This is a genomic window from Bradyrhizobium sp. SZCCHNPS1003 (genome assembly GCF_032381555.1).
GTDB lineage: Bacteria > Pseudomonadota > Alphaproteobacteria > Rhizobiales > Xanthobacteraceae > Bradyrhizobium.
On record NZ_JAUHIU010000002.1, the window covers coordinates 22,651 to 49,339 of the forward strand.

24 protein-coding genes are annotated in these 26,689 nt (G+C 65.9%); 19 read left to right on the forward strand and 5 right to left on the reverse strand.

What is annotated here, in order from left to right:
- Window positions 1-107: 107 nt before the first annotated feature.
- From QX126_RS03895 to QX126_RS03930, 8 genes are read left to right on the forward strand one after another with little or no spacing between them, the layout of a single operon-like run.
- Window positions 108-1,484, forward strand: a complete 1,377-nt coding sequence (locus QX126_RS03895) for an MFS transporter (RefSeq protein ID WP_315779433.1) — start codon at window positions 108-110, stop codon at window positions 1,482-1,484.
- A gap of 42 nt (window positions 1,485-1,526) precedes the next feature.
- Window positions 1,527-2,552 carry an amidohydrolase family protein gene (locus QX126_RS03900; RefSeq protein ID WP_315779435.1) on the forward strand — a complete coding sequence of 342 codons (1,026 nt, stop codon included), beginning with the start codon at window positions 1,527-1,529 and terminating at the stop codon, window positions 2,550-2,552.
- 15 nt (window positions 2,553-2,567) lie between these two features.
- Window positions 2,568-3,263, forward strand: coding sequence for a 4-carboxy-4-hydroxy-2-oxoadipate aldolase/oxaloacetate decarboxylase (gene ligK, locus QX126_RS03905; protein ID WP_315779437.1), 696 nt, complete (start codon window positions 2,568-2,570; stop codon window positions 3,261-3,263).
- A gap of 6 nt (window positions 3,264-3,269) precedes the next feature.
- The gene (locus tag QX126_RS03910) at window positions 3,270-4,193 is read left to right on the forward strand and encodes an NAD(P)-dependent oxidoreductase (protein WP_315779438.1); all 924 of its coding nucleotides are present in this window, start codon (window positions 3,270-3,272) and stop codon (window positions 4,191-4,193) included.
- 8 nt (window positions 4,194-4,201) lie between these two features.
- Complete coding sequence (locus QX126_RS03915; RefSeq protein ID WP_315776332.1) at window positions 4,202-5,116, forward strand: amidohydrolase family protein; 915 nt, start codon at window positions 4,202-4,204, stop codon at window positions 5,114-5,116.
- A 12-nt stretch (window positions 5,117-5,128) separates the two neighbouring features.
- A complete protein-coding gene (gene ligA, locus QX126_RS03920; RefSeq protein ID WP_315779440.1) occupies window positions 5,129-5,518 on the forward strand; it encodes a protocatechuate 4,5-dioxygenase subunit alpha in 390 nt (129 codons plus the stop codon).
- Window positions 5,519-6,382, forward strand: a complete 864-nt coding sequence (locus tag QX126_RS03925; protein ID WP_315773073.1) for a class III extradiol dioxygenase subunit beta — start codon at window positions 5,519-5,521, stop codon at window positions 6,380-6,382.
- A 1-nt stretch (window position 6,383) separates the two neighbouring features.
- Window positions 6,384-7,355, forward strand: a complete 972-nt coding sequence (locus tag QX126_RS03930; RefSeq protein ID WP_315776334.1) for a Gfo/Idh/MocA family oxidoreductase — start codon at window positions 6,384-6,386, stop codon at window positions 7,353-7,355.
- A 63-nt stretch (window positions 7,356-7,418) separates the two neighbouring features.
- Here QX126_RS03930 and QX126_RS03935 read toward each other — a convergent pair whose 3' ends face one another.
- Genes QX126_RS03935 through QX126_RS03945 form a run of 3 tightly spaced genes read right to left on the reverse strand, consistent with a single transcriptional unit; the run spans window position 7,419 to window position 10,317 of the window.
- A complete protein-coding gene (locus QX126_RS03935) occupies window positions 7,419-8,573 on the reverse strand; it encodes an ABC transporter substrate-binding protein (RefSeq protein WP_315779441.1) in 1,155 nt (384 codons plus the stop codon).
- A gap of 25 nt (window positions 8,574-8,598) precedes the next feature.
- On the reverse strand, window positions 8,599-9,450 hold the full coding sequence (locus tag QX126_RS03940) for an amidohydrolase family protein (RefSeq protein ID WP_315779443.1): 852 nt from the start codon (window positions 9,448-9,450) through the stop codon (window positions 8,599-8,601).
- 24 nt (window positions 9,451-9,474) lie between these two features.
- Window positions 9,475-10,317, reverse strand: coding sequence for a shikimate dehydrogenase (locus tag QX126_RS03945; RefSeq protein WP_315779445.1), 843 nt, complete (start codon window positions 10,315-10,317; stop codon window positions 9,475-9,477).
- A 253-nt stretch (window positions 10,318-10,570) separates the two neighbouring features.
- Between QX126_RS03945 and QX126_RS03950 the strand changes: the two genes are divergently transcribed.
- Window positions 10,571-12,055 (forward strand): AMP nucleosidase, encoded by a 1,485-nt coding sequence (locus QX126_RS03950; RefSeq protein ID WP_315779447.1) that lies wholly within the window; start codon window positions 10,571-10,573, stop codon window positions 12,053-12,055.
- Between the two features lie 20 nt (window positions 12,056-12,075).
- Here the strand turns inward: QX126_RS03950 and QX126_RS03955 are convergent, their stop codons facing one another.
- Entirely contained in the window at window positions 12,076-12,399 is a 324-nt protein-coding gene (locus QX126_RS03955) for a helix-turn-helix domain-containing protein (RefSeq protein ID WP_315741221.1), read from the reverse strand.
- A 181-nt stretch (window positions 12,400-12,580) separates the two neighbouring features.
- Here QX126_RS03955 and QX126_RS03960 point away from each other — a divergent pair, with 181 nt between their 5' ends.
- The gene (locus tag QX126_RS03960) at window positions 12,581-13,699 is read left to right on the forward strand and encodes an NADH:flavin oxidoreductase (RefSeq protein WP_315779448.1); all 1,119 of its coding nucleotides are present in this window, start codon (window positions 12,581-12,583) and stop codon (window positions 13,697-13,699) included.
- A gap of 105 nt (window positions 13,700-13,804) precedes the next feature.
- Here the strand turns inward: QX126_RS03960 and QX126_RS03965 are convergent, their stop codons facing one another.
- On the reverse strand, window positions 13,805-14,968 hold the full coding sequence (locus QX126_RS03965; RefSeq protein ID WP_315741200.1) for a cytochrome P450: 1,164 nt from the start codon (window positions 14,966-14,968) through the stop codon (window positions 13,805-13,807).
- Window positions 14,969-15,101: 133 nt separating this feature from the next.
- Between QX126_RS03965 and QX126_RS03970 the strand changes: the two genes are divergently transcribed.
- The 9 genes from QX126_RS03970 to QX126_RS04010 all read left to right on the forward strand — a co-directional run bounded on the left by QX126_RS03970 (window position 15,102) and on the right by QX126_RS04010 (window position 26,522).
- On the forward strand, window positions 15,102-16,016 hold the full coding sequence (locus QX126_RS03970) for a helix-turn-helix domain-containing protein (RefSeq protein WP_315779450.1): 915 nt from the start codon (window positions 15,102-15,104) through the stop codon (window positions 16,014-16,016).
- A 179-nt stretch (window positions 16,017-16,195) separates the two neighbouring features.
- Window positions 16,196-17,368, forward strand: a complete 1,173-nt coding sequence (gene pobA, locus QX126_RS03975) for a 4-hydroxybenzoate 3-monooxygenase (protein ID WP_315741202.1) — start codon at window positions 16,196-16,198, stop codon at window positions 17,366-17,368.
- A gap of 1,063 nt (window positions 17,369-18,431) precedes the next feature.
- Entirely contained in the window at window positions 18,432-19,460 is a 1,029-nt protein-coding gene (locus QX126_RS03980; RefSeq protein ID WP_315741203.1) for a LacI family DNA-binding transcriptional regulator, read from the forward strand.
- Between the two features lie 119 nt (window positions 19,461-19,579).
- Entirely contained in the window at window positions 19,580-21,028 is a 1,449-nt protein-coding gene (gene xylB / locus QX126_RS03985) for a xylulokinase (protein ID WP_315779451.1), read from the forward strand.
- Window positions 21,029-21,034: 6 nt separating this feature from the next.
- A complete protein-coding gene (gene xylA / locus QX126_RS03990; protein WP_315779453.1) occupies window positions 21,035-22,357 on the forward strand; it encodes a xylose isomerase in 1,323 nt (440 codons plus the stop codon).
- Window positions 22,358-22,403: 46 nt separating this feature from the next.
- On the forward strand, window positions 22,404-23,171 hold the full coding sequence (locus QX126_RS03995) for an ATP-binding cassette domain-containing protein (protein WP_315779455.1): 768 nt from the start codon (window positions 22,404-22,406) through the stop codon (window positions 23,169-23,171).
- On the forward strand, window positions 23,171-24,268 hold the full coding sequence (locus QX126_RS04000; protein ID WP_315779456.1) for an ABC transporter permease: 1,098 nt from the start codon (window positions 23,171-23,173) through the stop codon (window positions 24,266-24,268). Before QX126_RS03995 ends, QX126_RS04000 begins: the two co-directional genes overlap by 1 nt.
- A gap of 83 nt (window positions 24,269-24,351) precedes the next feature.
- Complete coding sequence (locus QX126_RS04005; protein WP_315758434.1) at window positions 24,352-25,287, forward strand: sugar-binding protein; 936 nt, start codon at window positions 24,352-24,354, stop codon at window positions 25,285-25,287.
- A gap of 362 nt (window positions 25,288-25,649) precedes the next feature.
- On the forward strand, window positions 25,650-26,522 hold the full coding sequence (locus QX126_RS04010) for a helix-turn-helix domain-containing GNAT family N-acetyltransferase (RefSeq protein ID WP_315779458.1): 873 nt from the start codon (window positions 25,650-25,652) through the stop codon (window positions 26,520-26,522).
- Window positions 26,523-26,689: the final 167 nt, after the last annotated feature.

Sequence of the window (26,689 nt, forward strand, 5' to 3'; positions counted from 1 at the left end):
CATATCTCGTCAAGCCGCCGCAGGCGCAGGGCTGATCGCGCACGGACGCGCGCTCCTTGCGGACCTCGGCGAACGAGCCAGAACAGCCCCCAAGGAAAGCAGAAACGATGCAAACGACCGGCCGCGTCGACGTCCAGGCCTTTCTCGACGATCACAAGTTCTCCGCCTTCCAGTGGCTGATCTTCGCGCTCGGCTTCGTCATCGTGCTGCTCGACGGCTTCGACACCGCTGCGATCGGCTTCATCGCGCCGTCGCTGCTCAAGGAGTGGGGCATCGAGAAGTCGGCGCTCGGCCCGGTGCTGAGCGCGGCGCTGTTCGGGCTTGCCGCCGGCGCGCTGTTCGCCGGTCCCGTGGCTGACCGTCTCGGCCGCAAGCTGGTGCTGGTCGGCTCGGTGCTGATCTTCGGCGTCGCCTGCCTGGCCTCGGCGTTCGCGACCAACCTGACCGAACTCACCGTGCTCCGTTGTGTCACCGGCATCGGCCTCGGCGCCGCCATGCCGAATGCCGTGACCCTGCTCAGCGAGTATTGCCCGGGCCGGCTGCGCGCCACCATGACCAACCTGATGTTCTGCGGCTTCCCGCTGGGCGCGGCGTGCGGCGGCTTCCTGGCCGCCTGGATGATCCCGCAATGGGGCTGGCGCAGCGTGCTGGTGCTCGGCGGCGTGACGCCGCTGGTGCTGACCGTGCTGCTGATCGCGATCCTGCCGGAATCCGTGCATTATTTGCTGTCGCGCGGCGCGAGCGTCGAGCGTGTCCGCAAGGTGATGCGCAGGATCTCTGCCGCGGCCGTCGATGTCGGCCAGTTCGTGATGCTGGAGCCGGAGCACGCCGAGACCACCCGGCGCGTCAACGCCACCGGCATCGGCATGGTGCTGTCGCCGGTGCTGCGCGTCGGCTCGGTGATGCTGTGGGTCACCTATTTCATGGGGCTCGTGATCTTCTACTCGCTGATCAACTGGATGCCGGTCTTGTTCAAGGATGTCGGGCTCAACCCGCAGACAGCGACCCTGATCTCGGCGCTGTTCCCGCTCGGCGGCGTCGGCGCGGTGTTCTTTGGCCTGCTGATGGACCGCTTCAACGCCAACCGCATCGTCGCGGTCGGCTACGCCCTGACCGCGGTGACGATCTTCCTGATCGGCCAGGCGGTCGGCAACATCGGCTTCCTGGTGGTGATCGTGTTCGTCGCCGGCGTCGTCATGAACACGGCGCAGTCGTCGCTGCCAGCGCTGGCCGCCTCCTTCTACCCGACCCAGGGCCGGGCCACCGGCGTGGCCTGGATGATGGGCATCGGCCGCTTCGGCGGTATTGCCGGCTCCTTCCTGGTCGCCGAGCTCACGGCCCGCCATCTGACCTTCAGCGAGATTTTCACCGTGATCGCAGTTCCCGGCTTGATCGCGGCGCTCGCCCTTGTGGTAAAGCAGGCCGTGGGACCGGGAGGCCGCGTCAGCGGCAAGGATGTCGGCAGCCCTGTGATTGCGCATTGAGCGGCGCCCCGGAAGACAGAGAAGCTTGAGGGAGAGACTGACGTGATCATCGACGTGCACGGCCATTACACGACGGCCCCGAAGGCGCTCGAAGAGTGGCGCAACCGGCAAATCGCGGGCATCAAGGATCCCTCGGTGATGCCGAAGGCCTCCGAGCTCTCGATCAGCGATGACGAGCTGCGCGAGAGCATCGAGAGCAACCAGCTCAAGAAGATGAAGGAGCGCGGCAGCGATCTCACCGTGTTCTCGCCGCGCGCGAGCTTCATGGCCCACCACATCGGCGACTTCCAGGTGTCCTCGACCTGGGCCGCGATCTGCAACGAGCTGTGCTATCGCGTCAGCAAGCTGTTCCCGGACAATTTCATTGGCGTCGCGATGCTGCCGCAGTCACCCGGCGTCGACCCCAAGACCTGCATTCCCGAGCTGGAGAAATGCATCAAGGAGTACGGCTTCGTCGGCATCAATTTGAACCCGGACCCGTCCGGCGGCCACTGGACCTCGCCGCCGCTGTCGGACCGGCACTGGTATCCGATCTACGAGAAGATGGTCGAGCTCGACATCCCCGCGATGATCCACGTCTCGACCAGCTGCAACGCCTGCTTCCACACCACCGGCGCGCATTATCTCAACGCCGACACCACGGCGTTCATGCAGTGTCTCACGTCTGACCTGTTCAAGGATTTCCCGACCCTGAAGTTCCTGATCCCGCATGGCGGCGGCGCGGTGCCCTATCACTGGGGCCGGTTCCGCGGCCTTGCCCAGGAGCTGAAGAAGCCGCTGTTGAAGGACCACCTGCTCAACAACATCTTCTTCGACACCTGCGTCTATCATCAGCCGGGCATCGACCTGCTGACCGGCGTGATTCCGATCGACAACATCCTGTTCGCGTCGGAGATGATCGGCGCCGTCCGCGGCATCGATCCGGAGACGGGCTTCTATTACGACGACACCAAGCGCTACATCGAGGCCGCCAAGCTGACGCCCGAGCAGCGCCACCAGATCTACGAAGGCAATGCGCGGCGCGTGTTCCCGCGTCTCGACGCCGCGTTGAAGGCCAAGGGCAAGTGATTTAGGACCAGCGAGATGAGCACCCCCATGAACAATCTCGGCATCGTCAAGAAGAGCATCACCCGCGCCGACAAGGCTGCGGTGGAGAAGCTGTCCAAGTTCGGCGTCGCCACCATTCACGAGGCGATGGGCCGGGTCGGCCTGATGCAGTGCTATATGCGTCCGATCTATCCGACCGCGAAGATGTGCGGCACCGCCGTGACCGTGCTGCTGCAGCCGGGCGACAACTGGATGCTGCATGTCGCCGCCGAGCAGATCCAGCCCGGCGACGTTGTCGTCGCCGCCTGCACGGTCGAGAACACCGACGGCTTCTTCGGCGATCTCCTGGCCACCAGTTTTCGCGCCCGCGGCGCCCAGGGCCTCGTGATCGACGGCGGCGTCCGCGACGTCGCTGATCTGACCGAGATGCAGTTTCCGGTGTTCTCGCGCGCGATTTCCGCACGGGGAACGGTCAAGGCTACGCTCGGCTCGGTGAACATCCCGATCGTCTGCGCCGGTGCGGCGGTCAATCCGGGCGACGTGATCGTCGCCGACGTCGACGGCATCGTCGTCGTGCCGGCCGCGGTCGCTCATCAGGCCGCAGATGCCGCCGCCGCGCGCGAGGCCAACGAGGCCGACAAGCGCGAGAAGCTGGCGTCCGGCGTGCTCGGCCTCGACATGTACAAGATGCGCGAGCCCTTGGCGAAGGCCGGGCTCAAATATCTCGATTGAGCAGCAATGACCGCGGCGTCCAACCAGTGGCATGTCGGGCTGATCGGCTACGGCGAGGTCGGCAAGATCCTCGCCGAGGATCTGCGCAAGGACGGCGTGCGCGTCTGCGCCTTCGACGTGAAGTTGGCTGACGCTAGGGGCGACGCGATGCGCAGCCACGCCGCTGAAATCGGCGTGACGCTCGCAGCCTCGCATGCCGAATTGGCAGCGCAGGCCGACTTCATCGTCTCCGCGGTCACCGCGAGCCAAGACGTGGCGGTGGCGCAGGCCTGTGCTGCCACGATCAAGCCAGGCGCCTGGTTCCTCGACTTCAACTCGGCCTCGCCCGGCGCCAAGCAGCGCGCCGCCGCGCTGATCGACGGCGCCGGTGGACGCTATGTCGAAGGCGCCGTCATGACGTCGGTGCCGCCCTATCGCATCAAGGTGCCGCTGCTGCTCGGCGGCGCCGGCGCGCGCGAGCTGGCGCCGCTGCTCAACGACCTCGGCTTTGCCGCGAAGTTCGCCAGCGACAAACTCGGCGTCGCCTCGGCCACCAAGATGTGCCGCAGCATCATGATCAAGGGCCTCGAGGCGATGGTGATCGAGAGCTTCACCACCGCGCGCGCCTATGGCGTCGAGGATGCCGTGCTGGCCTCGCTGAAGGAGACCTTTCCCGGCATCGACTGGGAGAAGCAGGGCGCCTATTTCTTTCAGCGCGTGATCGAGCATGGCCGCCGCCGCGCCGAGGAGGTAAGGGAGGTCGCCGAGACCGTGCGCGACATCGGCCTGACGCCGTGGTCAGCGGAAGGCACGGCCGAGCGCCAGGCCTGGGTCGCCGATCTCGCCGATGGCGGCCTGTTCGGCACCCGCGGAGCCAAGGACTTCGCGCGCAGCCCGGACTGGCGGACCGAGGCCGATCGCATTCTCAACAAGATCAAGTCCAAGGAGTAGGGAACCTCATGGAGTTCCAGAAGACCCCGGGATGGCTCGACTGGTACGACGGTCCGTCGAAGCCGCGCTTCAAGGTGCCGGCCGGCAGCGTCGATGCGCATTGCCACGTGTTCGGCCCCGGGGCCGAATTCCCCTATGCGCCCGAGCGCAAATATACGCCCTGCGACGCCTCCAAGCAGCAGCTCTATGCGCTGCGCGACCATCTCGGCTTCGCGCGCAACGTCGTGGTGCAGGCGACCTGCCACGGCGCCGACAACCGCGCCATGGTCGATGCGCTCGTGCATTCCAACGGCAAGGCCCGGGGCGTCGCCACGGTGAAGCGCAGCGTCAGCGACGCCGAGCTGCAGGCGATGCACGACGCCGGCGTGCGCGGCGTCCGCTTCAACTTCGTCAAGCGCCTGGTCGACTTCACGCCCAAGGATGAGCTCATCGAGATCGCCAACCGCATCAACAAGCTCGGCTGGCACGTCGTGATCTACTTCGAAGCCGTCGACCTGCCGGAGCTGTGGGACTTCTTCACCTCGCTGCCGACCACCGTCGTCGTCGACCACATGGGTCGTCCCGATGTGACCAAGCCGGTCGATGGTCCCGAGTTCGAGCTGTTCGTGAAGTTCATGCGCGAGCACGGCAACGTCTGGTCCAAGGTGAGCTGCCCGGAGCGTCTCTCGGTCAAGGGACCGCCGGCGCTGAACGGCGAGCAGAACGCTTATCGCGACGTGGTGCCGTTCGCCAGGCGCATCGTCGAGACCTTCCCGGATCGCGTGCTGTGGGGCACCGACTGGCCGCATCCGAACCTGAAGGACCACATGCCCGACGACGGCCTCCTGGTCGATTTCATTCCGCATATCGCTGTCACGCCGGAGCTGCAGCACAAGCTCCTGGTCGACAATCCGATGCGGCTTTACTGGCCGGACGAATCCTGAAGGAGAGAAGCGATGTCGCTCGACAAACCCTATACCGACGTTCCCGGCACGACCATCTTCGACGCGGACATGTCGCGGATGGGTTATCACCTCAACCAGTTCTGCATGTCGCTGATGAAGGCGGAGAACCGCGCCCGCTTCAAGGCCAATGAGCGCGCCTATCTCGACGAATGGCCGATGACCGAGGAGCAGAAGCAGGCCGTGCTCGACCGCGACCTCAACCGCTGCATTTCGCTCGGCGGCAACATCTACTTCCTCGCCAAGATCGGCGCGACCGACGGCAAGAGCTTTCAGCAGATGGCCGGCAGCATGACCGGCATGACCGAAGATCAATATCGCGACATGATGGTGAAGGGTGGCCGCTCGGTCGAGGGCAACCGCTATACCGGGGAGAAGAAGTAAATGGCCCATATCTCCGCAAGCGTTTTCACCTCGCACGTGCCGGCAATCGGCGCCGCGCTCGACCTTGGCAAGACCGGCGAGGACTATTGGAAGCCGGTGTTCGCCGGCTACGACTTCGCCAAGCAGTGGGAGAAGGAGCAGAAGCCCGACGTCGTGTTCCTGGTCTTCAACGACCACGCCACCGCCTTCAGCCTGGAGATGATCCCGACCTTCGCGATCGGCACTGCGGCCGAATATCAGCCGGCCGACGAGGGCTGGGGTCCGCGTCCCGTGCCGAAGGTGATCGGCCATCCCCGGCTCGCTGCGCACATCGCGCAGTCGGTGATCCAGGACGATTTCGACCTCACGATCGTCAACAAGATGGACGTCGACCACGGCCTCACCGTGCCGCTGAGCCTGATCTTCGGCCAGGTGGATGCCTGGCCGTGCCCGGTGATCCCGTTCGCGGTCAACGTCGTGCAATATCCGGTGCCGTCGGGCCGCCGCTGCTTCATGCTGGGCAAGGCGATCCGCAAGGCGATCGAGAGCTATGACGAGCCGCTCAACGTGCAGATCTGGGGCACCGGCGGCATGAGCCACCAGTTGCAAGGGCCGCGCGCCGGCTTGATCAACCGCGAGTGGGACAACGCCTTTCTGGACCGACTGATCAACGATCCGGAAGGGCTGTCGAAGGTGCCGCACATCGAATACGTGCGCGAGGCCGGCAGCGAGGGCATCGAGCTCGTGATGTGGCTGATCGCGCGCGGCGCCATGAGCGACGTCAACGAAGCCAAGAAGGGCAACGCGCCGACCGTGCGTCACCGCTTCTACCATGTGCCGGCCAGCAACACCGCCGTCGGCCATCTGATCCTGGAGAACAACTGATATGGCCAAAGACGGTTCTAAGACCATCAAGGTCGCGCTCGCCGGCGCCGGCGCCTTCGGCATCAAGCATCTCGACGGCATCAAGAACATCGACGGTGTCGAGGTGGTGTCGCTGGTCGGGCGCCGCTTCGACCAGACCAAGGAAGTCGCCGACAAATACGGCATCAAGCACGTCTCGACCGAACTCGCCGACAGCCTGAAGCTGCCGGAGGTTGACGCCGTCATTCTCTGCACGCCGACCCAGATGCATGCGGCGCAGGCGATCGACTGCCTCAAGGCCGGCAAGCATGTTCAGGTCGAGATCCCGCTCGCCGACTCGCTCAAGGATGCGCAGCAGGTCGTCGAGCTGCAGAAGGAGACTGGGCTGGTCGCGATGTGCGGCCACACTCGCCGCTTCAATCCCAGCCACCAGTTCGTGCACAAGAAGATCAAGGCCGGCGAATTCCACATCCAGCAGATGGATGTGCAGACCTACTTCTTCCGCCGCACCAACATGAACGCGCTGGGCCAGCCGCGCAGCTGGACCGATCACCTCTTGTGGCACCACGCCGCGCACACCGTCGACCTGTTCGCCTATCAGGCGGGCTCGCCGATCGTGAAGGCCAATGCTGTGCAGGGACCGATTCATCCCAACCTCGGCATTGCCATGGACATGTCGATCCAGCTCAAGGCCGCCAATGGCGCGATCTGCACCTTGTCGCTGTCGTTCAATAATGACGGCCCGCTCGGAACTTTCTTCCGCTACATCGGCGACACCGGCACCTATATCGCCCGCTACGACGATCTGGTGAACGGCAAGGAAGAGAAGATCGACGTCTCCAAGGTCGATGTCTCCATGAATGGCATCGAGCTGCAGGACCGCGAGTTCTTTGCCGCCATTCGCGAGGGCCGCGAGCCCAACGCCTCCGTGGCCCAGGTGCTGCCCTGCTACCAGGTGCTGCACGATCTCGACGAGCAGCTCGCCAAGGGCTGACACTATCCCTCCTCGCGTGGTAGGCGCGGGGAGGGGACTTCCCAGGCGCGGCCCCGCGGCCGCTTATGGCGCCTTGGACGGCTTCAGCTTCGGCAGCGTCGCGACAATCTTCTGCTTGCCGTCGACGATCTCGGCCAGGAAGCTCTCCCGGTCGATGTCGCCGTTCTGGTCCCAGCTTGCCTCCATCAGCATGCCCGGTGCCTTGTCCGGCGTCAGCGTCAATCCCTTCATGGTGGCGCCGAAGGCGTGGCCGTCGAACTTGCCGATCATCTCGGTCACATATTTGATGAGGTAGACCGCGGTGTAGCCCTTGATGCCGTTATGGTCGGGCCAATAGCGGTAGCGCTCGTTGAACTTCTTCGCAAAGGCCTGGATGGCTGGGACCGGCGCATCCGCGCTCAGGCCGACATGGCCGCGCACGCCGTTGGCGGCGGGGCCTGCGAGCTCCACGACCTTCTGACTGAGCAGCGTCGTCTCTCCGAACAGCGGCACCGACAATCCCTGACGTTTGGCCTCGATCAGGAAACGCGCGCTTTCTTCCTCGTTGGTGTAGACGAAGATCGCGTCGGCCTTGACGTTCTTCAGCTTGATCACGTCCGAGCCGAAATCGACCTGGCCCTGCTCGGTCGAAATGTCGGACACGACGTCGATGCCGCGGGTCTTCATCTCCTTGACAAAGCTGTCGCGGCCGCCTTTGCCGAAATCGTTATTCACCCAGACCACCGCGACCGATTTCACCTTCAACTGGTCGTGCAGATAATTGGCGATCTTCGGCATGCTGAACTGTTGGCCGAAGGCGGTGCGGAAGATCCAGGGGTTGCCCTGCGTGGTGATGTCGGCCGCCTCGGCGCCGACGATCTGTGGCACCTCGGCCTGCTGCGTCAGCGCCATGTTGACCTTGACCGAGCCGGAGTAGATCGGACCGAGCACGACGTAAGGCTCGCGGTCGAGCACCTTCTGGACCTGGGCGCGGGAGACGCCCGGATTGCTCTGGGTGTCGAGATGCTCGGTCGCGATCCTGCGGCCGAGAATGCCGCCAGCGGCATTGATTTCGTCGACCGCAAGCGCGACGCCATCGCGCCAGTTCGTGCCCGACACCGCTCCCGGGCCGGACAGCTCGACGATGTTGGGAATGTAGACGGTGTTCTCGGCATGCGCATGGAAGCCCCACAGCGAAGCGGCCAGCGCAACGCCGCTCAGTCGTCCCAGATGTCTCACGATATCCTCCCCCTTTGTTTTTTGCTTATGGTGACGAACTCATCGGTATCTCTGCAAAGCCCAGCAGCCGCGATGGCGTTCGCCATAGCAGCCGATGCTGGTCGTTGGGATCTGGAAAGATTGCGGTGATGCCGGCCAGCAGCGGCCCGTAGTCGAGCCGTTCAGGCGCACGCAGGAAAGGCCAGTCCGAGCCCCAGACGCAACGATCGAGCGTGAAGGCATCGACGAGCGCGGCGATGAACGGCCACGTATCGGCGTAGGGATAGGGCTGCCGCGCGAACTTGTAGTAGCCGGATAGCTTCACATAGGCATCACGCTCGCGGCCGAGTGCGAGCAGCGCCTGGAAGGCGGCGCGCTTCAGCCCGTGTTCGACGGCAGGCCGGCCGCAGTGATCGAACACGAGACGGACTTTTGACCTTTCAATGAGCGGCAGCAAGTCGAGCAGTTGATCCTGCTCGACCTGGACCTGCAGGAACAGGTCGAGGTCGGCCAGCTTCTCCAGCAGCGCTGCGGCATCGCGGTAATAAGCGGTGCCGTGAAACGGCACGTTGAAGGCGATGCCGACGACGCCGGCAGCCTTGAGCCGCTGCAGCTCCTTGATCTCGACGTCCTTCTCGACGACAGCGACGCCCTTGAACCGCCCGTTTCCGAGTCCGAGCGTATCGAGCAGGATGCGGCTATCCGAGCCATAGCCGGAATTGGTCGCGACGATCAGCGCGTGCCGGACGTCGAAGACGTCGAGCACGCGAATGAGATGCGCGGCGGGCGCAATTTCCTGGCCGGTCGGACGATAGGGCGTATCCGGCGCGTAGGGGAAGCGCGCGGGATCGATGGCGTGGATGTGGCAATCGATCCTGGGGCCTGCCGGAAGTGCCATGGTCGAGCCCTCTCTGACCGACGTTCAGAACGTCGCCTGAATTGCCTTGATCAGTTCGGGCGTGACGTCGGGCAGCACCCCGAACCAGGCCTGGAAGGCGAGGCGGGCCTGGTTGAGCAGCAGGCCGAGCCCGTTCACCGTCGTGCAGCCGCGCCCGCGCGCGTCCGCGAGGAAGGGCGTCTCCAGCGGCGTGTAGATCAGGTCTGCCACGAGCGTCTTGGCTGAGAGCCGCCCCAGATCGATCTCCAGCGCCGGCTTACCGATCATGCCGCGATCGGTGCTGTTGATCAGCACCGCGACGTCGGCCACCGCCGCCGAGCGGTCGTCCCACGCCACCGTGCTGATCGCCGACCCGAACTCGGCCGCAATGGCCTGCGCCTTCTCGGCGGTGCGGTTGCTGATGCGGATGTCGCGGGCGCCATTCTCAAGCAGCGCCACAACGACCGCGCGCGCTGCACCGCCGGCGCCGAGCAGAAGAATAGGGCCTTCGTCGGCGCGCCAGTCCGGCCTGGCGTCGCGCAGGCTCTGGACAAAGCCGTTGCCGTCATTGTTGAAGCCGCTCAGCGTGCCGTCGGATTCGACGACAATGGTGTTGACGGCGCCGATGCGGCGTGCGGTTTCGTTCACCCGATCGAGCAGCGGCATCGCCGTCTGCTTGTGCGGCATGGTGACGTTGCAGCCGCGAAAGCCGAGTGCCACCAGTCCTGCGAGCGCATCCTTCAGCCGCTCCGGCTGAACCGCGAGCGGCACATAGGCGCCGCGCAGGCCGTGCGCGTTGAGCCAGAAATTGTGGATCGTGGGGGAGCGGGAGTGAGTAACGGGCATGCCGATGACGCCGGCCAATCCGAATCCATTCGCGTGCAACATGGTTGCGCTATGATCTCCCACCCTTCAGACCTCGGCCTGTCTCGGCCAATGTGAAACCGTCTTATGAGCAATGACGCGCACAGGCAATTGAAACATTCGACCACAAATCCTTGTCGCAATGCAGCGCATCGTGGCTCAATGTCCAGTTCATGGGCGTCATCGCGTGACCCGCCCCCTGGGCAAAGCCAGGGGTGATTTCTATGATTGCGCAAGTCTGCCTCGACGACCGTCCGCCGGACCCAAAGGATCGCCATTGACTGTCCAATCTCCGCCACCCGTGGCAACAGAAACCTTCACCGACGCGGCCGCCGCGGTGGCCCGGCTCGAGGAGATCTACGAGCGCAATACCGCTTTCCTGCGCGGCCATTTCGAGGCCTATGCCAACGGCGTCGTGCCGGCGACACGGATCCGCGCCACCTATCCCTTCGTGCGGCTGACCACCGCAAGTCACGCCCGGCTCGATTCGCGTCTCGCCTACGGCTTCGTTGCGGGTCCTGGCGTGCACGAGACCAGCGTCACGCGGCCGGACCTGTTCCGCTCGTACCTGACCCAGCAGATCCGCCTGCTGATCGAAAACCACGGCGTACCGGTCGAGATCGGCGAGTCGGCTGAGCCGATCCCGGTCCATTTCGCCTATCGGCGCGACATCAACATCGAGACGGCGCTGCCGCATCACGAGAGCCCGCTGGTGACGCGCTCCTTGCGCGACGTGTTCGACGTGCCGGATCTGTCGACCATGGACGACGCCATCGCCGACGGCACGCTCGAGCTGACGCCGGGCATGCCGGAGCCGCTGTCGCTGTTTCGCGCCGCGCGCGTCGACTACTCGCTGCGCCGTCTCTATCACTACACCGGGACCGATCCCGACCACTTCCAGAACTTCGTGATCTTCACGAACTACCAGTTTTACGTCGATGCCTTCGCGGATTGGGGCCGTCAGCAGCTCGCGGCGGGGCAGGGCGCCGCCGAGACGTTCGTCGAGCCGGGCAACGTCATCACGCGCAATGCGCGGCTCGGCGGCGGCACCACAGGCGCGGCGCCGTCGCGCACGCCGCAGATGCCAGCCTTTCACCTGGTCGAGCCCGGGCACCAGGGCATTACCCTGATCAACATCGGCACCGGGCCCTCGAACGCACGCAACGTCACCGACCACATCGCGGTGCTGCGGCCGCATGCGTGGCTGATGGTCGGCCATTGTGCGGGTCTTCGCAACACGCAGCGGCTCGGCGACTATGTGCTGGCGCACGGCTATGTCCGAGAGGATCATGTGCTGGACCAGGAGCTGCCACCCTGGGTGCCGATCCCGGCGCTTGCGGAGGTGCAGGTCGCATTGGAAGAGGCCGTCGAGGCGGTCACCGGCTTTTCCGGTTTCGAGCTGAAGCGGCTGATGCGCACCGGCACCGTCGCCAGCGTCGACAATCGCAACTGGGAGATCAGCGGTCCGGCGGTGATCCGGCGGCTGTCGCAATCGCGCGCCATCGCGCTCGACATGGAGTCGGCAACGATCGCGGCCAATGGCTATCGCTTCCGCGTGCCTTACGGCACGTTGCTCTGCGTGTCCGACAAGCCGCTGCATGGCGAGATCAAGCTCGCCGGCATGGCGGGCGACTTCTATCGGCAGCGCGTCGGCCAGCATCTCCAGATCGGGCTGAAGGCGCTGGAGCTCCTGAAACACCAGGAGTCGGAGCGGCTGCATTCGCGCAAGCTGCGCAGCTTCGCCGAAGTCGCATTTCAATAGCGGCCCGTGGCCGCCTGGGATCAGCGGCCCCGGCGCCCGTCGAACGCCTGACGCGCCTGCTCGACCTCCGGCATCTTGGCGATGGTCCAGGCGTAGAGCGCGCGGAACGGTGGCTGCAGGGTACGGCCGAGCGGCGTGATCTCGTATTGGACCGCGACCGGCGAGTCCGCGATCACCTCGCGGGCGACGAGGCCGTTGCGCTCCAGCCGGCGCAGGCATTGCGTCAGCGCCTTCTGGGTGACGCCCTCGAGCTGCTTTTTGATCGCGTTGAAGCGCAGCGGTCCGGAGTCGAGCACCGCCAGCACCATCATCGACCATTTGTCGGCGATCTGGTCGATCAGCACCCGGCTCGGGCATTCCGACGAGAAGTGTTGCGGCTTGCAGCGGAGCGGGGCGGTCTCTGATGTCGACGTGGCGGTCACGACAGCGGTTTCCTCGGATATACCTGAGCGACTTTGGGTGCCTGATTGACTTCAGGTTTACGAAGTATACTGGAGCGGTTCCGAACGCAATGGAGCCCCCTGAATGTCCGATCTCGATACCAGCGTGCTGTTTCGTCCCTTCCGCCTGAAGACGCTGGAGCTGAAGAACCGCATCGTCATGGCGCCGATGACCCGCAATGCGGCGCCGAACGGCATTCCCGGCGAGGCCAACGCCGCTTATTACCGCCGCCGCGCCGAAGGTGGCGTGGGGCTGATCCTCACCGAGGGCACGGTCGTCAACCGCCCGGCCTCGCGCAACGAGCCCAATATTCCCTTCTTCCACGGCGATGCCGCGCTGGCCGGCTGGCAGAGCGTCGCCACGGCCGTGCACGCCGCCGGCGGCCGCATCGCGCCACAGATCTGGCACACCGGCTCGACCAAGGGCATGAGCCGCTGGGAGCCCGATGCGCCGGTCGAGAGCCCGTCCGGGCTGGTTGCGCCGGGCAAGCCGCGCGGCAACGCGATGAGCGAGAACGACATTGCCGACGCCGTCGCCGCATTCGCGCAAGCCGCGGCCGATGCCAAGCGGGTCGGCTTCGACACCGTCGAGATCCACGGTGCGCACGGCTATCTGATCGATGAGTTCTTCTGGTCCGGCACCAACAAGCGCGAGGACCGCTATGGTGGCGCCACCATCAAGGAGCGCTCGCGCTTCGCTGGCGAGGTCGTCGCCGCGATCCGCAAGGCGGTGGGTCCCGATTTCCCGATCATCCTGCGCGTCAGCCAGTGGAAGCAGCAGGACTATGCGGCGCGCCTCGCAGAGACGCCGGCGCTGATGGCCGACTGGCTGCAGCCGCTGGTCGCGGCCGGCGTCGACATCCTGCACTGCTCGCAGCGCCGTTTCTGGGAGCCGGAATTCCCGGACGTGGACGGCGAGAAGGGCCTGAACTTTGCCGGCTGGGCCAAGAAGATCACGGGGGCTGCGACCATCAGCGTCGGCTCGGTCGGCCTGTCCGATGAATTCTTCTCGGCGTTTGCCGGCAAGCCGTCGACGACGGCCGATCTCGACGCGCTGCTGGAGCGCATGGCCAAGGAGGAGTTCGACCTCATTGCGGTCGGCCGCGCGCTGATCAGCGATGCCGAATGGGTCGCGAAGATCAAGTCCGGTGACAAGGCGGGCCTGAAGGGCTTCAGCGCGGCGGATCTCGGCGCGCTGGTGTAAGCTCTTGTCGACCCGTTGGTGCCCCTCGCCCGGCGCAAGCGGGGCGAGGGGGCGTACCGTCAGCGAGGCGCGAGCTCGAGCCTGCCATCCCGTCCTTGCGACGGACTAATGCACCGTCAGCTCGAGATACATCGGGCTGCGGAAGGTCGAGGACGGCATCCAGGGCAATTGCTCCTGGGTGCGGCGATAGTCCGGCACGACCTTGTGCAGCTCGTCGAACGCGATCCTGATCGCCATGCGCGCGATCGCCGATCCCAGACAGGCGTGCACGCCGCCGCCGAAACCGAGATGGCCGCGCGGTTTCCGCGCGATGTCGTAGACATCCGGATTGGGAAACTGCCGCTCGTCGCGGTTGGCGGAGCCGTAGGCGAGGCAGACGAAATCGCCCTCGCGCATGGTCTGGCCGTGCAAGGTGACGTCCTTCTGCAGGCAGCGGCGGAAGCGCTGCGCCGAGGTGTTGAAGCGCAGCGACTCTTCCACGGCGTCCGCCATCAGGTCGGGATTGGCGACGACGGCCCGGCGCGCCTCGGCGTGATCGGCGAGATTGTAAGCCAGCATCGTCATGAAACCGCCGAGCGACTCGATGCCGGCCATGATCAGCGTTGTCGTCGTCAGCAGCACCTCGCGCTCGTCGAGCTTGTCGCCGTCGATCTCGGCCATGCTGAAATGCGAGATCAAGTCGTTCTGCGGCCGCGCGCGGCGCTCCGCGATGATGCCGGCCGCATAGTCCTGCATCCAGTTGTAGGCTGCGATGTGCTGCGGTCCCTTGGCGCGGCTCACCGGATCGCTCTGCACCATCAGCACAGCCTTGTCGCGCACAGTCTGCTCGTCGCCGAGCGGCAGGCCGAGCGCGGCGAACAGCACGCGCACGGTGAATTTCGAGGAGAACGCCTCGATGAAGTCGAACCGGTCCTGGCCGCGCAGTGCCTCGGCGCAGTCGCGCGCGATGTCGCGGATCGGGCCTGACAGGCTCTCCAGATTGCGCTTCATGAAGGCATGCTGGACGAGGCCGCGCAGCCGGTCGTGGCGCGGCGGGTCGGTGGTGCCGAGCGTCGCGCCGGCACGGTTCGGCAGCTCGGTCATCAGGTTGCCCTTGGCCGACGAATAGGTCTGCCAGTTCGTTCCGGCCGCCGCCACATCGGCATAGCGCGACAGAATCCACACCTGGGCCTGCGGGCTCCAGAAGCATGGGTGCTCGTCCCGCAGCGTCTTGTAGAACGGGAACGGGTCGGCATCGACCGCAGGCGAATACGGGTCGAACGCGAACATGTTGGGCCTCCTCTCCATTGAGTGTGGTCGTTGTTGTTCTTTTCACTGATCTAGCCGAGCCGTGGCCGCGGCGTGAGACACGAAAGCCGGCCAAGACTTGTACTTTTCCGACATTCAGGGTTAGCTCTCGCTCATGCCCCGCTTTCGCACCAAGCCGTCGATCCCCGCGTTCGCGCTCTACGGCGAAGCGTCGGCCGCGCAGCCGGACATGCTGCATGTCGAGCCGATCCAGGTGCGCAGCAAGCTCTATCGCTGGGAGATCGAGGCGCATACGCACCAGGGCCTGCACCAGATCCTCTGGGTCGCTGCCGGTCCAGCCGAGATCGCCTTGGACGAAAGCCGCGAGCGCTGTACCGGCCCGGTCGCCGTGATCATTCCGCCCGGCGTGGTCCATGCCTTCCGCTTCTCGCGCGACACCGACGGCTATGTGCTGACGTTCAATCCGCGGGCGGTGGTGGAGGGCGATGTGCCGGCGACCGGCGAGGCGCTGCGCGACCTGTTCGCAACCGCGCAGATCCTGCACCTCGATGCGCAGGCGGTCGCGACGCGGCGCATCGCCGCGCTGTTCGTCGACCTCGCCGACGAGTTCGCCGCGGCCGATTCCGCGGCCTCACCGGTGCCGCATTGGCTCGGTCGCTCGATCGTGTGGCGGCTGGCGCAGCAGAGCGCGCGGCAGTCGCAAGGCGCGCGGCGCGGCAGCGGGCATGCGGCGCTGTTCACCCGCTTCATCGTGCTGGTCGAGGCGCATCACCGCGATCACTGGTCGGTGGCGCGCTACGCCGACGAGCTCGGCATGACGCCGGAGCGGCTCAATCGGTTGACGCGGGCTGAGACCGGCCAGTCCGCGCTCGACATCGTGCATGCGCGGCTGGCGCGCGAGGCGTGCCGGCGGCTCACCTATATTGCAGCGCCGGTGTCGAAGCTGGCGTTCGAGCTCGGTTTCAAGGACCCGGCCTATTTCTGCCGCTTCTTCAAGCGGCACACCGGGACGAGCCCGCGCGACTATCGCCGTGCGATGGGGGTGGGGGACGGCGCGGCGCCGCCGTAAGGGTGATCGGCGCCGCCCGATACCACCTTCGCATTCGTTTTTGCATCGCGGCATGGTGTCGGAAAAGTGCAAGAGAATGCCGCGTCCATCCAAGTGATCCCAGCACATTCCTTGCTAAAATCAGCGATTGAAAAGCATACCCAACAAGCCTGCGTCTGCGAATCCGGGAGAACACGCCCATGAAAGTCCAAGTCTGCATCATCGGCGGAGGCCCGTCGGGCCTGATGCTGTCGCAGCTCCTGCATCTGCAGGGCATCGATACGATCATCCTGGAGAAATCCAGCCGCGACTACGTGCTGTCGCGCATCCGCGCTGGCGTGCTCGAGCACGGCTTTGCCGAGCTGATGCGCGAGGCGCAGTGCGGCGAGCGCATGGACCGCGAGGGCGAGATTCATCACGGCTTCTACATCGCCCATGACGGCAAGCTCGACCGCGTCGACCTGCACAAATATTCCGGCGGCAACTCGGTGATGGTCTACGGCCAGACCGAGCTGACGCGCGATCTCTACGAGGCCCGCGACAAGCTCGGCGGCAAGGTCGTGCACAACGCGACCGACGTGACGCCGCACGACATCGCCTCCGACAAGCCTTACGTCACCTACCGTCAGGACGAGGAGGTCGTCCGCATCGACTGCGACTACATCATCGGCGCCGACGGCTTCCACGGCGTCAGCCGCAAATCGATCCCGCACGACAAGCTGACGGAATACGAGCGGGTGTATCCGTTCGGCTGGCTCGGCGTGCTGTCGCGCACCAAGCCTGTGTCGCCGGAATTGATCTATGCCAAGCACGAGCGGGGCTTTGCGCTGTGCTCGCTGCGCTCGCAGGTGCTGAGCCGCTACTATGTCCAGGTGCCGCTGACCGACAAGGTCGAGGACTGGAGCGACGATGCGTTCTGGGAGGAGCTGAAGCGCCGGCTGCCGGCCGAGATCGCGGCCAAGCTGATCACCGGACCGTCGATCGAGAAGAGCATCGCGCCGCTGCGCAGCTTCGTCGCCGAGCCGATGCGCTACGGCCGGCTGTTCCTCGCCGGCGACGCCGCGCACATCGTGCCGCCGACCGGCGCGCGCGGGCTGAACTCGGCTGCGTCCGACATCTACTATCTCTATCATGCGCTGCTCGATCACTACAAAAAGGGCGACGACCGCGGCATCGACGGCTATTCGCAACGGGCGCTGGCGCGGATCTGGAAGGCGCAGCGCTTCTCCTGGTGGATGACGACGCTCTTGCATCGCTTCCCCGACCGGCTGTCCTACGACGACAGACTGCAGGACACCGAGCTCGCTTATCTGTTCTCGTCGGAGGCCGCGCAGCGGTCGCTGGCGGAGAACTATGTCGGACTGCCTTTCTAGCGAGGTCAACGCGACGCGTTTCGCCTGCGCTGCTTGATGGCACCACGCATCAGTAGCCTCGCTGTCGTCCCGGCGAACGCCGGGACCCATACCCCCAGGGAGCGGTTTGAGGCAGGCTGGCGATTGGCTTTGTGCCCATCATGACTGCCGCGGAGTATGGGTCCCGGGTCGGCGCCGTGACGCGCTTCGCGCCTCACGGCTTGCCCGGGACGACGGTTGGGATAGATCGGATTCACGTCTCAAACAGCGCAGGCAGGACGTGGCAACGCGGTCTCGCGGCACATGATGCCCGAGGTCTGCGATCAACTCGCCCCTCCCATAATCGAGAGGGCGCAGGGAATGCCGGGTGAAGGCCTCACCCATGGCCCGCCTGCGTAAGAAAATGCAGGCGGCAGGTACCACAGGTGCAGCCGAACACTCCGGCATTCCCTGCGCGGCAGTCTCACGCTTATACGCAGTCTCCCTGGTGCGCCGGGCTTTCTGGCCACCATGATCCGCGCGGCGCCTCGAGCGCCGTCGCGAACGTGACACCAGCATCGGGGTGTCAGGACGCTGCGACTTCACGTCCGCAAGAGATCGCTCGTCCGCATGCTCTCGCGAGCCTGCTCTCGAACTCTCGCGGCCACCGCATCCCCGCCTCGCGTGTCGTGACGATCGCGCGCAACGCCCCTCTCGTTGAGGCGGGATGGCCGGAGATAAGCACATCTTCCGATAAGACGAAAGAGATATTTTCTGAAAAGCGGAAAATTTTCGAAGGGGGCCGGGCAGATCGCGTTCAATGCCGCGCAGGAACGTCGGCTGCCCGCGAGCCCCATGAGCAGGATGCAGCATGTTGATCGAACACGCGACCGTCAGCCCCGTCACCGCTCCGCGGCCGCTTGGAGGATGACGCCGTGTTTCGCTGGTGCAACTTCGCTCAGCTCGAGATCGGGGGACAGATGATCGGGGCGCGCTGTTGGATTAGCGCCAACTGCTAAAGTCTGTCGGCCTCCCCGCGCGCCCTGAAAAATGAGTTGCGCACCTCAAAAACCGCGCTATGGTCCTCAACCCAAAGGGGAGGATCATGAACGCGCCGCTGACATTGCGGGATATTGCGCGGCAGGCGGGCGTGAGCCTCGCCACCGTCGACCGCGTGCTGCACAACCGGCCGGGCGTGCGCCCGGACACGGTGCGGCGCGTCAAGGATGCGATGGCGCGCAGCGCGTTTCAGCCGCATGCGGCGGCCTCCGAACTCGCCCGTGCCCGCTCGCGGCGCTTTGCCTTCGTGATGCCGTCCGGTGCCAATCCCTTCATGCAGCAGATTCAGGCGCATCTCGGCGAGTTGGCGAGCTGGATGGCCGCGCGCCGTCTCTCGGTCGATGTCGTCACGACGGACGTGTTCGATCCGGCTGTGCTGGCCGGCAAGCTCGAAGATCTGGTCGGTCGCGTAGACGGTGCGGCGGTGGTGGCGCTCGACCATCCGAGCGTGCGAGCCGCGATCAATGATCTCGTCGAGTCCGGCGCCAAGGTCGTGACTCTGGTCTCCGACGTGCCGTCGTCGCGGCGGCATCATTATGTCGGCATCGACAACATCGCCGCTGGCCGCACCGCGGGTGCGCTGGTCGGACGCTTCGCCGGCGGCAGGGCGGGGCGGGTCGCGATCATGGCCGGCTCGCAAGGCCTGCGCGATCATGCCGAGCGCATCTTCGGCTTCGGCCAGGTTCTCGCGGCGGAGTTTCGGCAACTTGAGGTTTTGCCGGTTGCTGAGGGGCATGATGTGGACGATCGCTCGGAGCACCTCATGCGCGAGCTGCTGACCGAGTATCGCGACATCGTCGGGCTCTACAATGTCGGCGCTGGCACGGCCGGCGTCGCCAAGGCGCTGACCGAGTCGGGGCGGGCCGATGACATCGTGTTCGTCGGCCATGACGTGACGGCGCTGACGCGCAAGCTGCTGTTGAACGGCGTGATGGATGCGGCGATTTCGCAGAACCCGGGACACGAGGCGCGCTCCGCGGTGCGCGTGCTCCTGGCGCTGGCGCGCGGCGAGCCGATCCTGAGCGAACAGGAGACGATCCGCATCGACATCGTGATGCGGGACAATCTGCCGTGAGCGGGTGGCCGCGGTGACGCGGTCGGCCCGAACACGGAATGAGAAACGACCGAGGCGCTGGTTTCGAGGCGACGCAGATCGCCGAGGCGCCTGGCGGTCCGTGTGGGAGGAGTGGAGTCGTGTTTCTCGGACTGGATGTCGGCACATCCGGCGTGAAGGCCGTGCTGGAGGACGAGACGGGCGCGCTGATCGCGAACGCCTCGCGTCCGCTGTCGCTGTCGCATCCGCAGCCGCTGTGGTCCGAGCAGAATCCGGATCACTGGGTCGAGGCCGTCATCGGCGCGGTGGATGATCTCGCGCGTGAGCGTCCGCGTGAGACGTCAGCGGTGTGCGGCATCGGCTTGTCCGGCCAGATGCACGGCGCGACCTTGCTTGGTCGCGACGGCCGGCCGCTGCGTCCCGCGATCCTGTGGAATGACGGCCGCTCGCAAGCCGAATGCGCCGAGCTCGAACGCCGCTGCCCCGAATTGCACACGATCGCCGGCAATCTCGCGATGCCCGGCTTCACCGCGCCGAAGCTCGTCTGGGTGGCGAAGCACGAGCCGAAGATCTTTGCAGAGGTCGCGACGGTGCTGCTGCCGAAGGCCTATGTGCGCTATCGGCTGTCCGGCGAGATGGTCGAGGACATGTCGGATGCGGCCGGCACCCTGTGGCTCGACGTCGGAGCGCGGCGCTGGTCGGAGAAACTGCTGGCGGCGACCGGGCTCAGTCTCGATCACATGCCGCGCCTGGTCGAGGGCAATGAGCGCAGTGCCGTGTTGTCGCCCGAGCTGGCGCGGCGCTGGGGCATGGGCGCCGATGTCGTGATCGCAGGGGGCGCCGGCGACAACGCGGCGAGCGCAATCGGACTCGGCGCCATCCGGCCTGGCGATGCCTTCCTGTCGCTCGGCACATCAGGCGTGCTGTTCCGGGTGACCGACCGCTTCGCGCCGGCGCCGGAAGCGGCCGTGCATGCGTTCTGCCATGCGCTCGGCGGGCTGTGGCATCAGATGGGCGTGATGCTGTCGGCCGCGGCCTCGCTGGCGTGGCTGGCGTGCATTCTCGAGACGCCGGAAGCCGCGCTGCTGGCGCCGCTCGGCACGCGCGTCGAACGTCCGAGCCCGGTGCAGTTCCTGCCTTACCTCGACGGCGAGCGCACCCCGCACAACGATGCCCATGCCGCCGGCGCCTTCGTCGGCCTGCGCAGCGCCGCCGGCCGCGACGATCTCGTGCAGGCAGTGCTTGAGGGCGTGGCCTTTGCCTCACGCGACATGTTCGCCGCGCTCGCGCGTAGCGCGCAGCCGATCAGAGAGCTCGATCTGGTCGGCGGCGGCTCGCGCTCGTTGTTGTGGGCGCAGATCATGGCCGACGTGCTCGGCGTCACCGTACACCGGGTCGAGGAGGGCGAGGTCGGCGCCGCCATCGGCGCTGCGCGGCTCGGCCGTCTCGCCGCGACCGGCGAAGCACCGGCCGATGTCTGCCGCAGGCCACAGCGGCTGCAGAGTTTCGAACCCCGCGCGCCGCAGCGCGCGGCATACGACGCTGCCTACGCGCAATGGCGCAAGCTCTATCCCGCTCTCAAGGAGTAGACCCTCGTGAACGTTCAGGCTCCCTTCTTCCAGACCGGCGCAACCGTCACCTATGGCGGGCCCGAGTCGCGCAGCCCGCTGTCGTTCCGCTGGTACGACAAGGACCGCTTGATCAGGGGCAAGCGGATGGAGGATCATCTGCGCTTCGCGGTCTGCTACTGGCATTCGTTCTGCTGGCCGGGCAGCGATCCGTTCGGCGGCGAGACCTTCCTGCGGCCTTGGCAGCATGGCGATGATGCGCTGGCAATGGCGCGCGCCAAGGCCGACGTCGCGTTCGAATTGTTCCGGCTGCTCGACGTGCCGTTCTTCACCTTCCACGACGTCGACGCCGCGCCGGAAGGCGCGACGCTGAAGGAGTCGGTCGCCAATCTCAACGCCATCGCCGACCTGTTCGAGCAGAAGATGGCCTCTGCCAAGGTGCGGCTGCTGTGGGGCACGGCCAACCTGTTCTCGCATCGCCGCTACATGGCGGGCGCCGCGACCAATCCGGACCCGGACGTGTTCACCTACGCGGCGGGACAGGTGCGTGCCGCACTCGAGGTGACGCATCGTCTCGGCGGCGCCAACTACGTGCTGTGGGGCGGCCGCGAGGGCTACGAGACGCTGCTCAACACCGACATGAAGCGCGAGCTCGACCAGCTCGGCCGGTTCGTCTCGCTGGTGGTCGAGCACAAGCACAAGATCGGCTTCAAGGGGCCGCTGCTGATCGAGCCGAAGCCGAAGGAGCCGACCAAGCATCAGTACGACTTTGACGTCGCCACCTGCTACGGCTTCCTGCGGCGCTACGATCTGCTCGACGACGTCAAGCTCAACATCGAGCAGAACCACGCCATCCTCGCCGGCCACTCGTTCCAGCACGAGATCGCGCTGGCGCAGGCGCTCGGCGTGTTCGGCTCGCTTGACATCAACCGCGGCGACGATCTGCTGGGCTGGGACACCGACCAGTTCGCGATGAACGTGCCGGAGCTGGCGCTGGTGTTCCACGACATGCTCAAGGGCGGCGGCTTCACCACGGGCGGGCTGAACTTCGATGCCAAGATCCGCCGGCAGTCGATTGATCCGGATGATCTGCTGCACGCCCATGTCGGCTCGATGGACGCCTGCGCGCGTGCGCTGATCGCCGCCGATCAGATGCTCGAGGACGGTGCCCTGACGGCGCCGCTCGCGCAGCGCTACGCCGGCTGGGACAGCGAGGAGGGGCAGGCGATCCTCGCCGGCCGCCGCTCGCTCGCCGAGCTCGCCGACCGCGCCGTCAACACCGGCCTCGATCCGCAGCCGCGCTCCGGCCGGCAGGAATATCTCGAAAGCGTGGTAAATCGCTATGTCTGATGACAGCAGCCTGCGCACGATGACGAATGAGGCTGAGCGAGCCGTGATGAGCACCGCCGCGCAGCCAGTCTTGGAGCCAGTCTTGGAGCTGAAGGGCCTCGGCAAGCAGTTCGGCGCGATCCGCGCGTTGCACGGCGTCGATCTTTCGATCGACGCCGGCGAGGTCGTCGGCCTGATGGGCGACAACGGCGCCGGCAAGTCCACCCTGGTGCGCATCATCGCCGGCAATTTTCCGCCGAGCCAGGGCACCATCCGTTTCGGCGGCCGCGAGGTACATTTCCATCGTCCGATGGATTCGCGCAGCGTCGGCATCGAGGTCGTCTACCAGGACCTGGCGCTCGCCAACAATCTCACCGCCGCCGCCAACGTGTTTCTCGGTCGCGAGCTGAAGCGCAATTTCGGCCCGCTGGTGCTGCTCGACCACAAGGGCATGGAGGCGCGCGCGCTCGAGCTGTTCCGCGAGCTGCGCTCGGAGACACGCCCGCATGATCTGGTCAAGGACATGTCGGGCGGCCAGCGCCAGGCGGTGGCGATCGCGCGCACGCGGCTGTCCAATGCCAAGCTCGTGATGATGGACGAGCCGACCGCGGCGATCTCGGTGCGCCAGGTCGAGCAGGTGCTGAGCCTGATCCATCGGCTGAAGGAGCAGGGCATCGCCGTCATCCTGATCTCGCACCGTATGCCCGACATCTTCGCGGTGTGCGATCGCGTCGTGGTGATGCGTCGCGGCGAGAAGAAGGCCGACAAGCCGGTCGGCGAGACCAGCCCCGAGGAAGTGACTGCGCTGATCACCGGCGCCAAGGAGGCGGCGTGATGTCCGTTCCATCCGAGACCCGCTCCGCCGGCACCGAAGTCACCTTCACCAATGTCGGCGCCATCAGATGGTGGCACCGTGGCGTGTTCGCCTCGCAGACCGCTTATGTCACGCTGGCGCTCATCGCCCTCATCATCGTGATGAGCTTCGCCAGTCCCTATTTCCTGACCGAGGGCAATCTGCAGAACGTCGCCAAGAACTTCTCCTTCATCGCCATTGCGACGCTCGGCATCACCTTCGTGATCATCACCGGCGGCATCGACCTGTCGGTCGGCTCGATGATGTGCTTCGCGGCGATGATCACCTCGATGGTGATGACGACGCTGTCGACACCGGGGATGCCGCTGTCATCGCTGTTCGTGCATGTCGCCGCGGACGGCAAGACCGTGGTCGCCAACGTGCCCGGCCTGATCCTGATCGTCTCGGTGCTGGCAGGCCTTGCGGTCTCGCTCGTCGTCGGCCTGATCAACGGCGTCTGCATCGCCTTGCTCGGGCTGTCGCCGTTCGTGACCACGCTCGGCATGCTGTCGATCGTGCGCGGTCTCAGCTACGTGATCTCGAACGGCAAGGGCAGCTTCCCCGGCGGCCCCGACGCCGATTATTTCTATGCGTTGACGCAGGGCGATGTCTACGGCGTGCCGGCGCCCTTCATCTATCTGATTGCGTTGGCGCTGGTGATGGCGCTGGTGCTGCACCACACCGCGTTCGGCCGCCACGTGTTCGCGATCGGTGGCAACGAGAAGGCGGCGGAGCTGACCGGCGTCTCGGTGCCCCGCGTGAAGATCGAGGTCTATGTGATCGGCGCGCTCGCCGCCGGCCTGCAGGGCATCATCATCTCCGGCTGGCTCGGCTCCGCGCCCGCCAACATGGCGACGTCCTACGAGCTCAACGTGATCGCGGCGGCCGTGATCGGCGGCGCCAACCTCGCCGGCGGTCTCGGCGGCCCGCTCGGTGCCATCGTCGGCTGCGTGCTGCTCGAGGTGATCAGGAACGGGCTGGTGCTGGCGCAGGTCAACTCCTACTGGCAGCAGACTCTGGTCGGCGTGATCATCATCGCCGCCGTGCTGGTGGATCGTATCCGCGCACGCCTGCTGTGACGAATACTGGCCGGGATGACAAGCGCGTCTATCCTCACCCGGAGCAGACAATCATCAGGGATAGACATGGAGGAGGGAAACCCATGAAGAAGCTGCTCTATGCGGTCGCATCGCTCGCGATCATGCTGGCCCCGGCGCAGGCCGAGACCAAATACCGCTTCGCCATCGTGCCGAAGGCGATGAACAATCCGTTCTTCGACGTCGCGCGCGACGGCTGCCTGAAGCGCGCCAAGGAGCTCGGCAACGTCGAGTGCATCTACAAGGGTCCGGTCGAGCACGAGCCGGCCACCCAGGCGCAGATCATCCAGGACTTCGTCACGCAGAAGGTCGACGGCCTGGCGATCTCGGTGGCCGACGTCGCCGCGATGACGAAGTCGATCGAGGCGGCGACCGCCGCCGGCATTCCGGTGATCACCTTCGATGCCGATGCGCCGGGCTCCAAGCGCATCGCTTATATCGGCACCAACAACAAGGATTTCGGGCTGGCGCTCGGCAAGCAGTTGCTGCAGCTCCGACCCGACGGCGGCAAATATGCCGTCGTCTCCGGCGGCCCCGGCGCCAAGAACCTCGCCGAGCGCGTCGATGGCGTGCGTGAGGCGCTGAAGGGCTCGAAGTGGACGGAGGTGGCGGGCTCGCCGACCTTCTGCAACGACGATCCCGCGCTCGCCGTGCAGCAGATGGCCGATCTGCGCACCGCGACGCCGGATCTCGGCGCCATCGTGCCGATCGGCGGCTGGCCGATGTTCGCGCCCGAGGGCTACAAGGCCTTCGTCAACAAGAACCGCAAGGACATCGACGCCGGCAAGCTGACGCTGGTTGTCGCCGACACGCTCAAGATGCAGCTCGAATTGCTGCGTGACGGCTATTCCAACGCGCTGACCGGCCAGCGCCCGTTCGAGATGGGCGAGAAGGCGATGGACACGCTGCTCGCGATCAAGAAGGGCGAGAAGGTGCCGGACGTGATCTACACCGGCCTCGACCTCGTCACCAAGGACAACGTCGCCAAGCTTCTGAACTGAGTTCCTCCCGGGGAAAACCTGGCGGTCCGGCAACCGGCTTCGGCCGGCGGCTGGGCCGCCCTTTTTGTTTGGGATGCTTTTGTCGTGTGGAGCGGGCACCAAAGACGGCCTGCGTTTGCGTTGTCTCGCTCCACGAAGACGCTGCTGATCGTCTCCACAACACTGTCATCGTCCGCGACGGCGGACGATCCAGTATTCCAGAGACGGTCGTGGGCAATCGAGACGCCGCTGCGTGCTGGATCATCCGCCGGAGCCTGTCATTGGGCTCGCCGAAGGCGAGACCCGGTGGCGGACGATGACAGTGCGGGCAACACGGGCCCGGACGATTGACAGGGGGATATATCTGACTAAAGTCAGACATCATGCTCGACCCCATCTCTCGCGTCCGCCGCTTCAACCGCGCCGTCACCTCGGAGGTTGGCGCGCTCGACACCTCGTTTCTCGGGCGCCGGCGGCCGCTCGGGGCGGCCCGCGTGCTCAATGCGATCGGCCATGGCCGCAGCGACGTCGCCGATCTGCGCGACTATCTCGCGCTCGATTCCGGGCTGATGAGCCGGCTGCTGCGCAGCCTGGAGGAGGAGGGGCTGGTGACGACCAGGCCGCATCCCGACGACGCACGCCGCCGCATCGCCAGGCTCACGGCCGCCGGCCGGCGCGAATTCGAGGCCTATGAGACGCTCTCCAACGCCCAGGCCGAATCGATGCTGGCGCGTCACGCCCAGCCCGAGGCGCTCTTGGCGGCGATGGACCTGGTCGCGGCCGCGCTCGGACGCAGCCGCATCGCCATCGACGAGGCTGATCCGCGCGGCGAGCAATCGCGCTATTGCCTCGGCGAGTACTACGCCGAGCTGTCGAGACGGTTCGAACGCGGATTCGACGTTTCGCTGTCGCGCGATCCCGATGCCTCCGACATGGCGGCCCCGCGCGGGGCCTTCTTCGTCGCGCTGTCCGACGGCCTGCCGCTCGGCTGCGTCGGGCTGAAGGGCAGCGGCGGCGATGTCGCCGAGATCAAGCGGCTGTGGGTCGCGCCCGCGGCGCGCGGGCTTGGCCTCGGCCGGCGGCTGATGGATGCGGCCGAGGACGCCGCGCGAAAGCTCTCGATCACGACGCTCCGCCTCGACAGCAACAGCGCGCTGACCGAGGCCGTCCAGCTCTATCGCCGCACCGGCTGGACCGAGATCGACCGCTTCAACGACGATCCGTATCCGGATCTGTTCTTCGAGAAGCAGGTTTGAGGTCGATCTCCCGTGACGCTCGGCGCTCGTGCATCGGGCTTCAGGAACGCGAGCGCCTTGTGGTCGGCGAATTGCTAGGGGACCTCTGCGACGGACCCCGTCGGCCTGCTCGGCGTTAAGCGATGGGCAACCGGCGGGTGATTGGATGAGGGTTGGGTTCCAGCGAT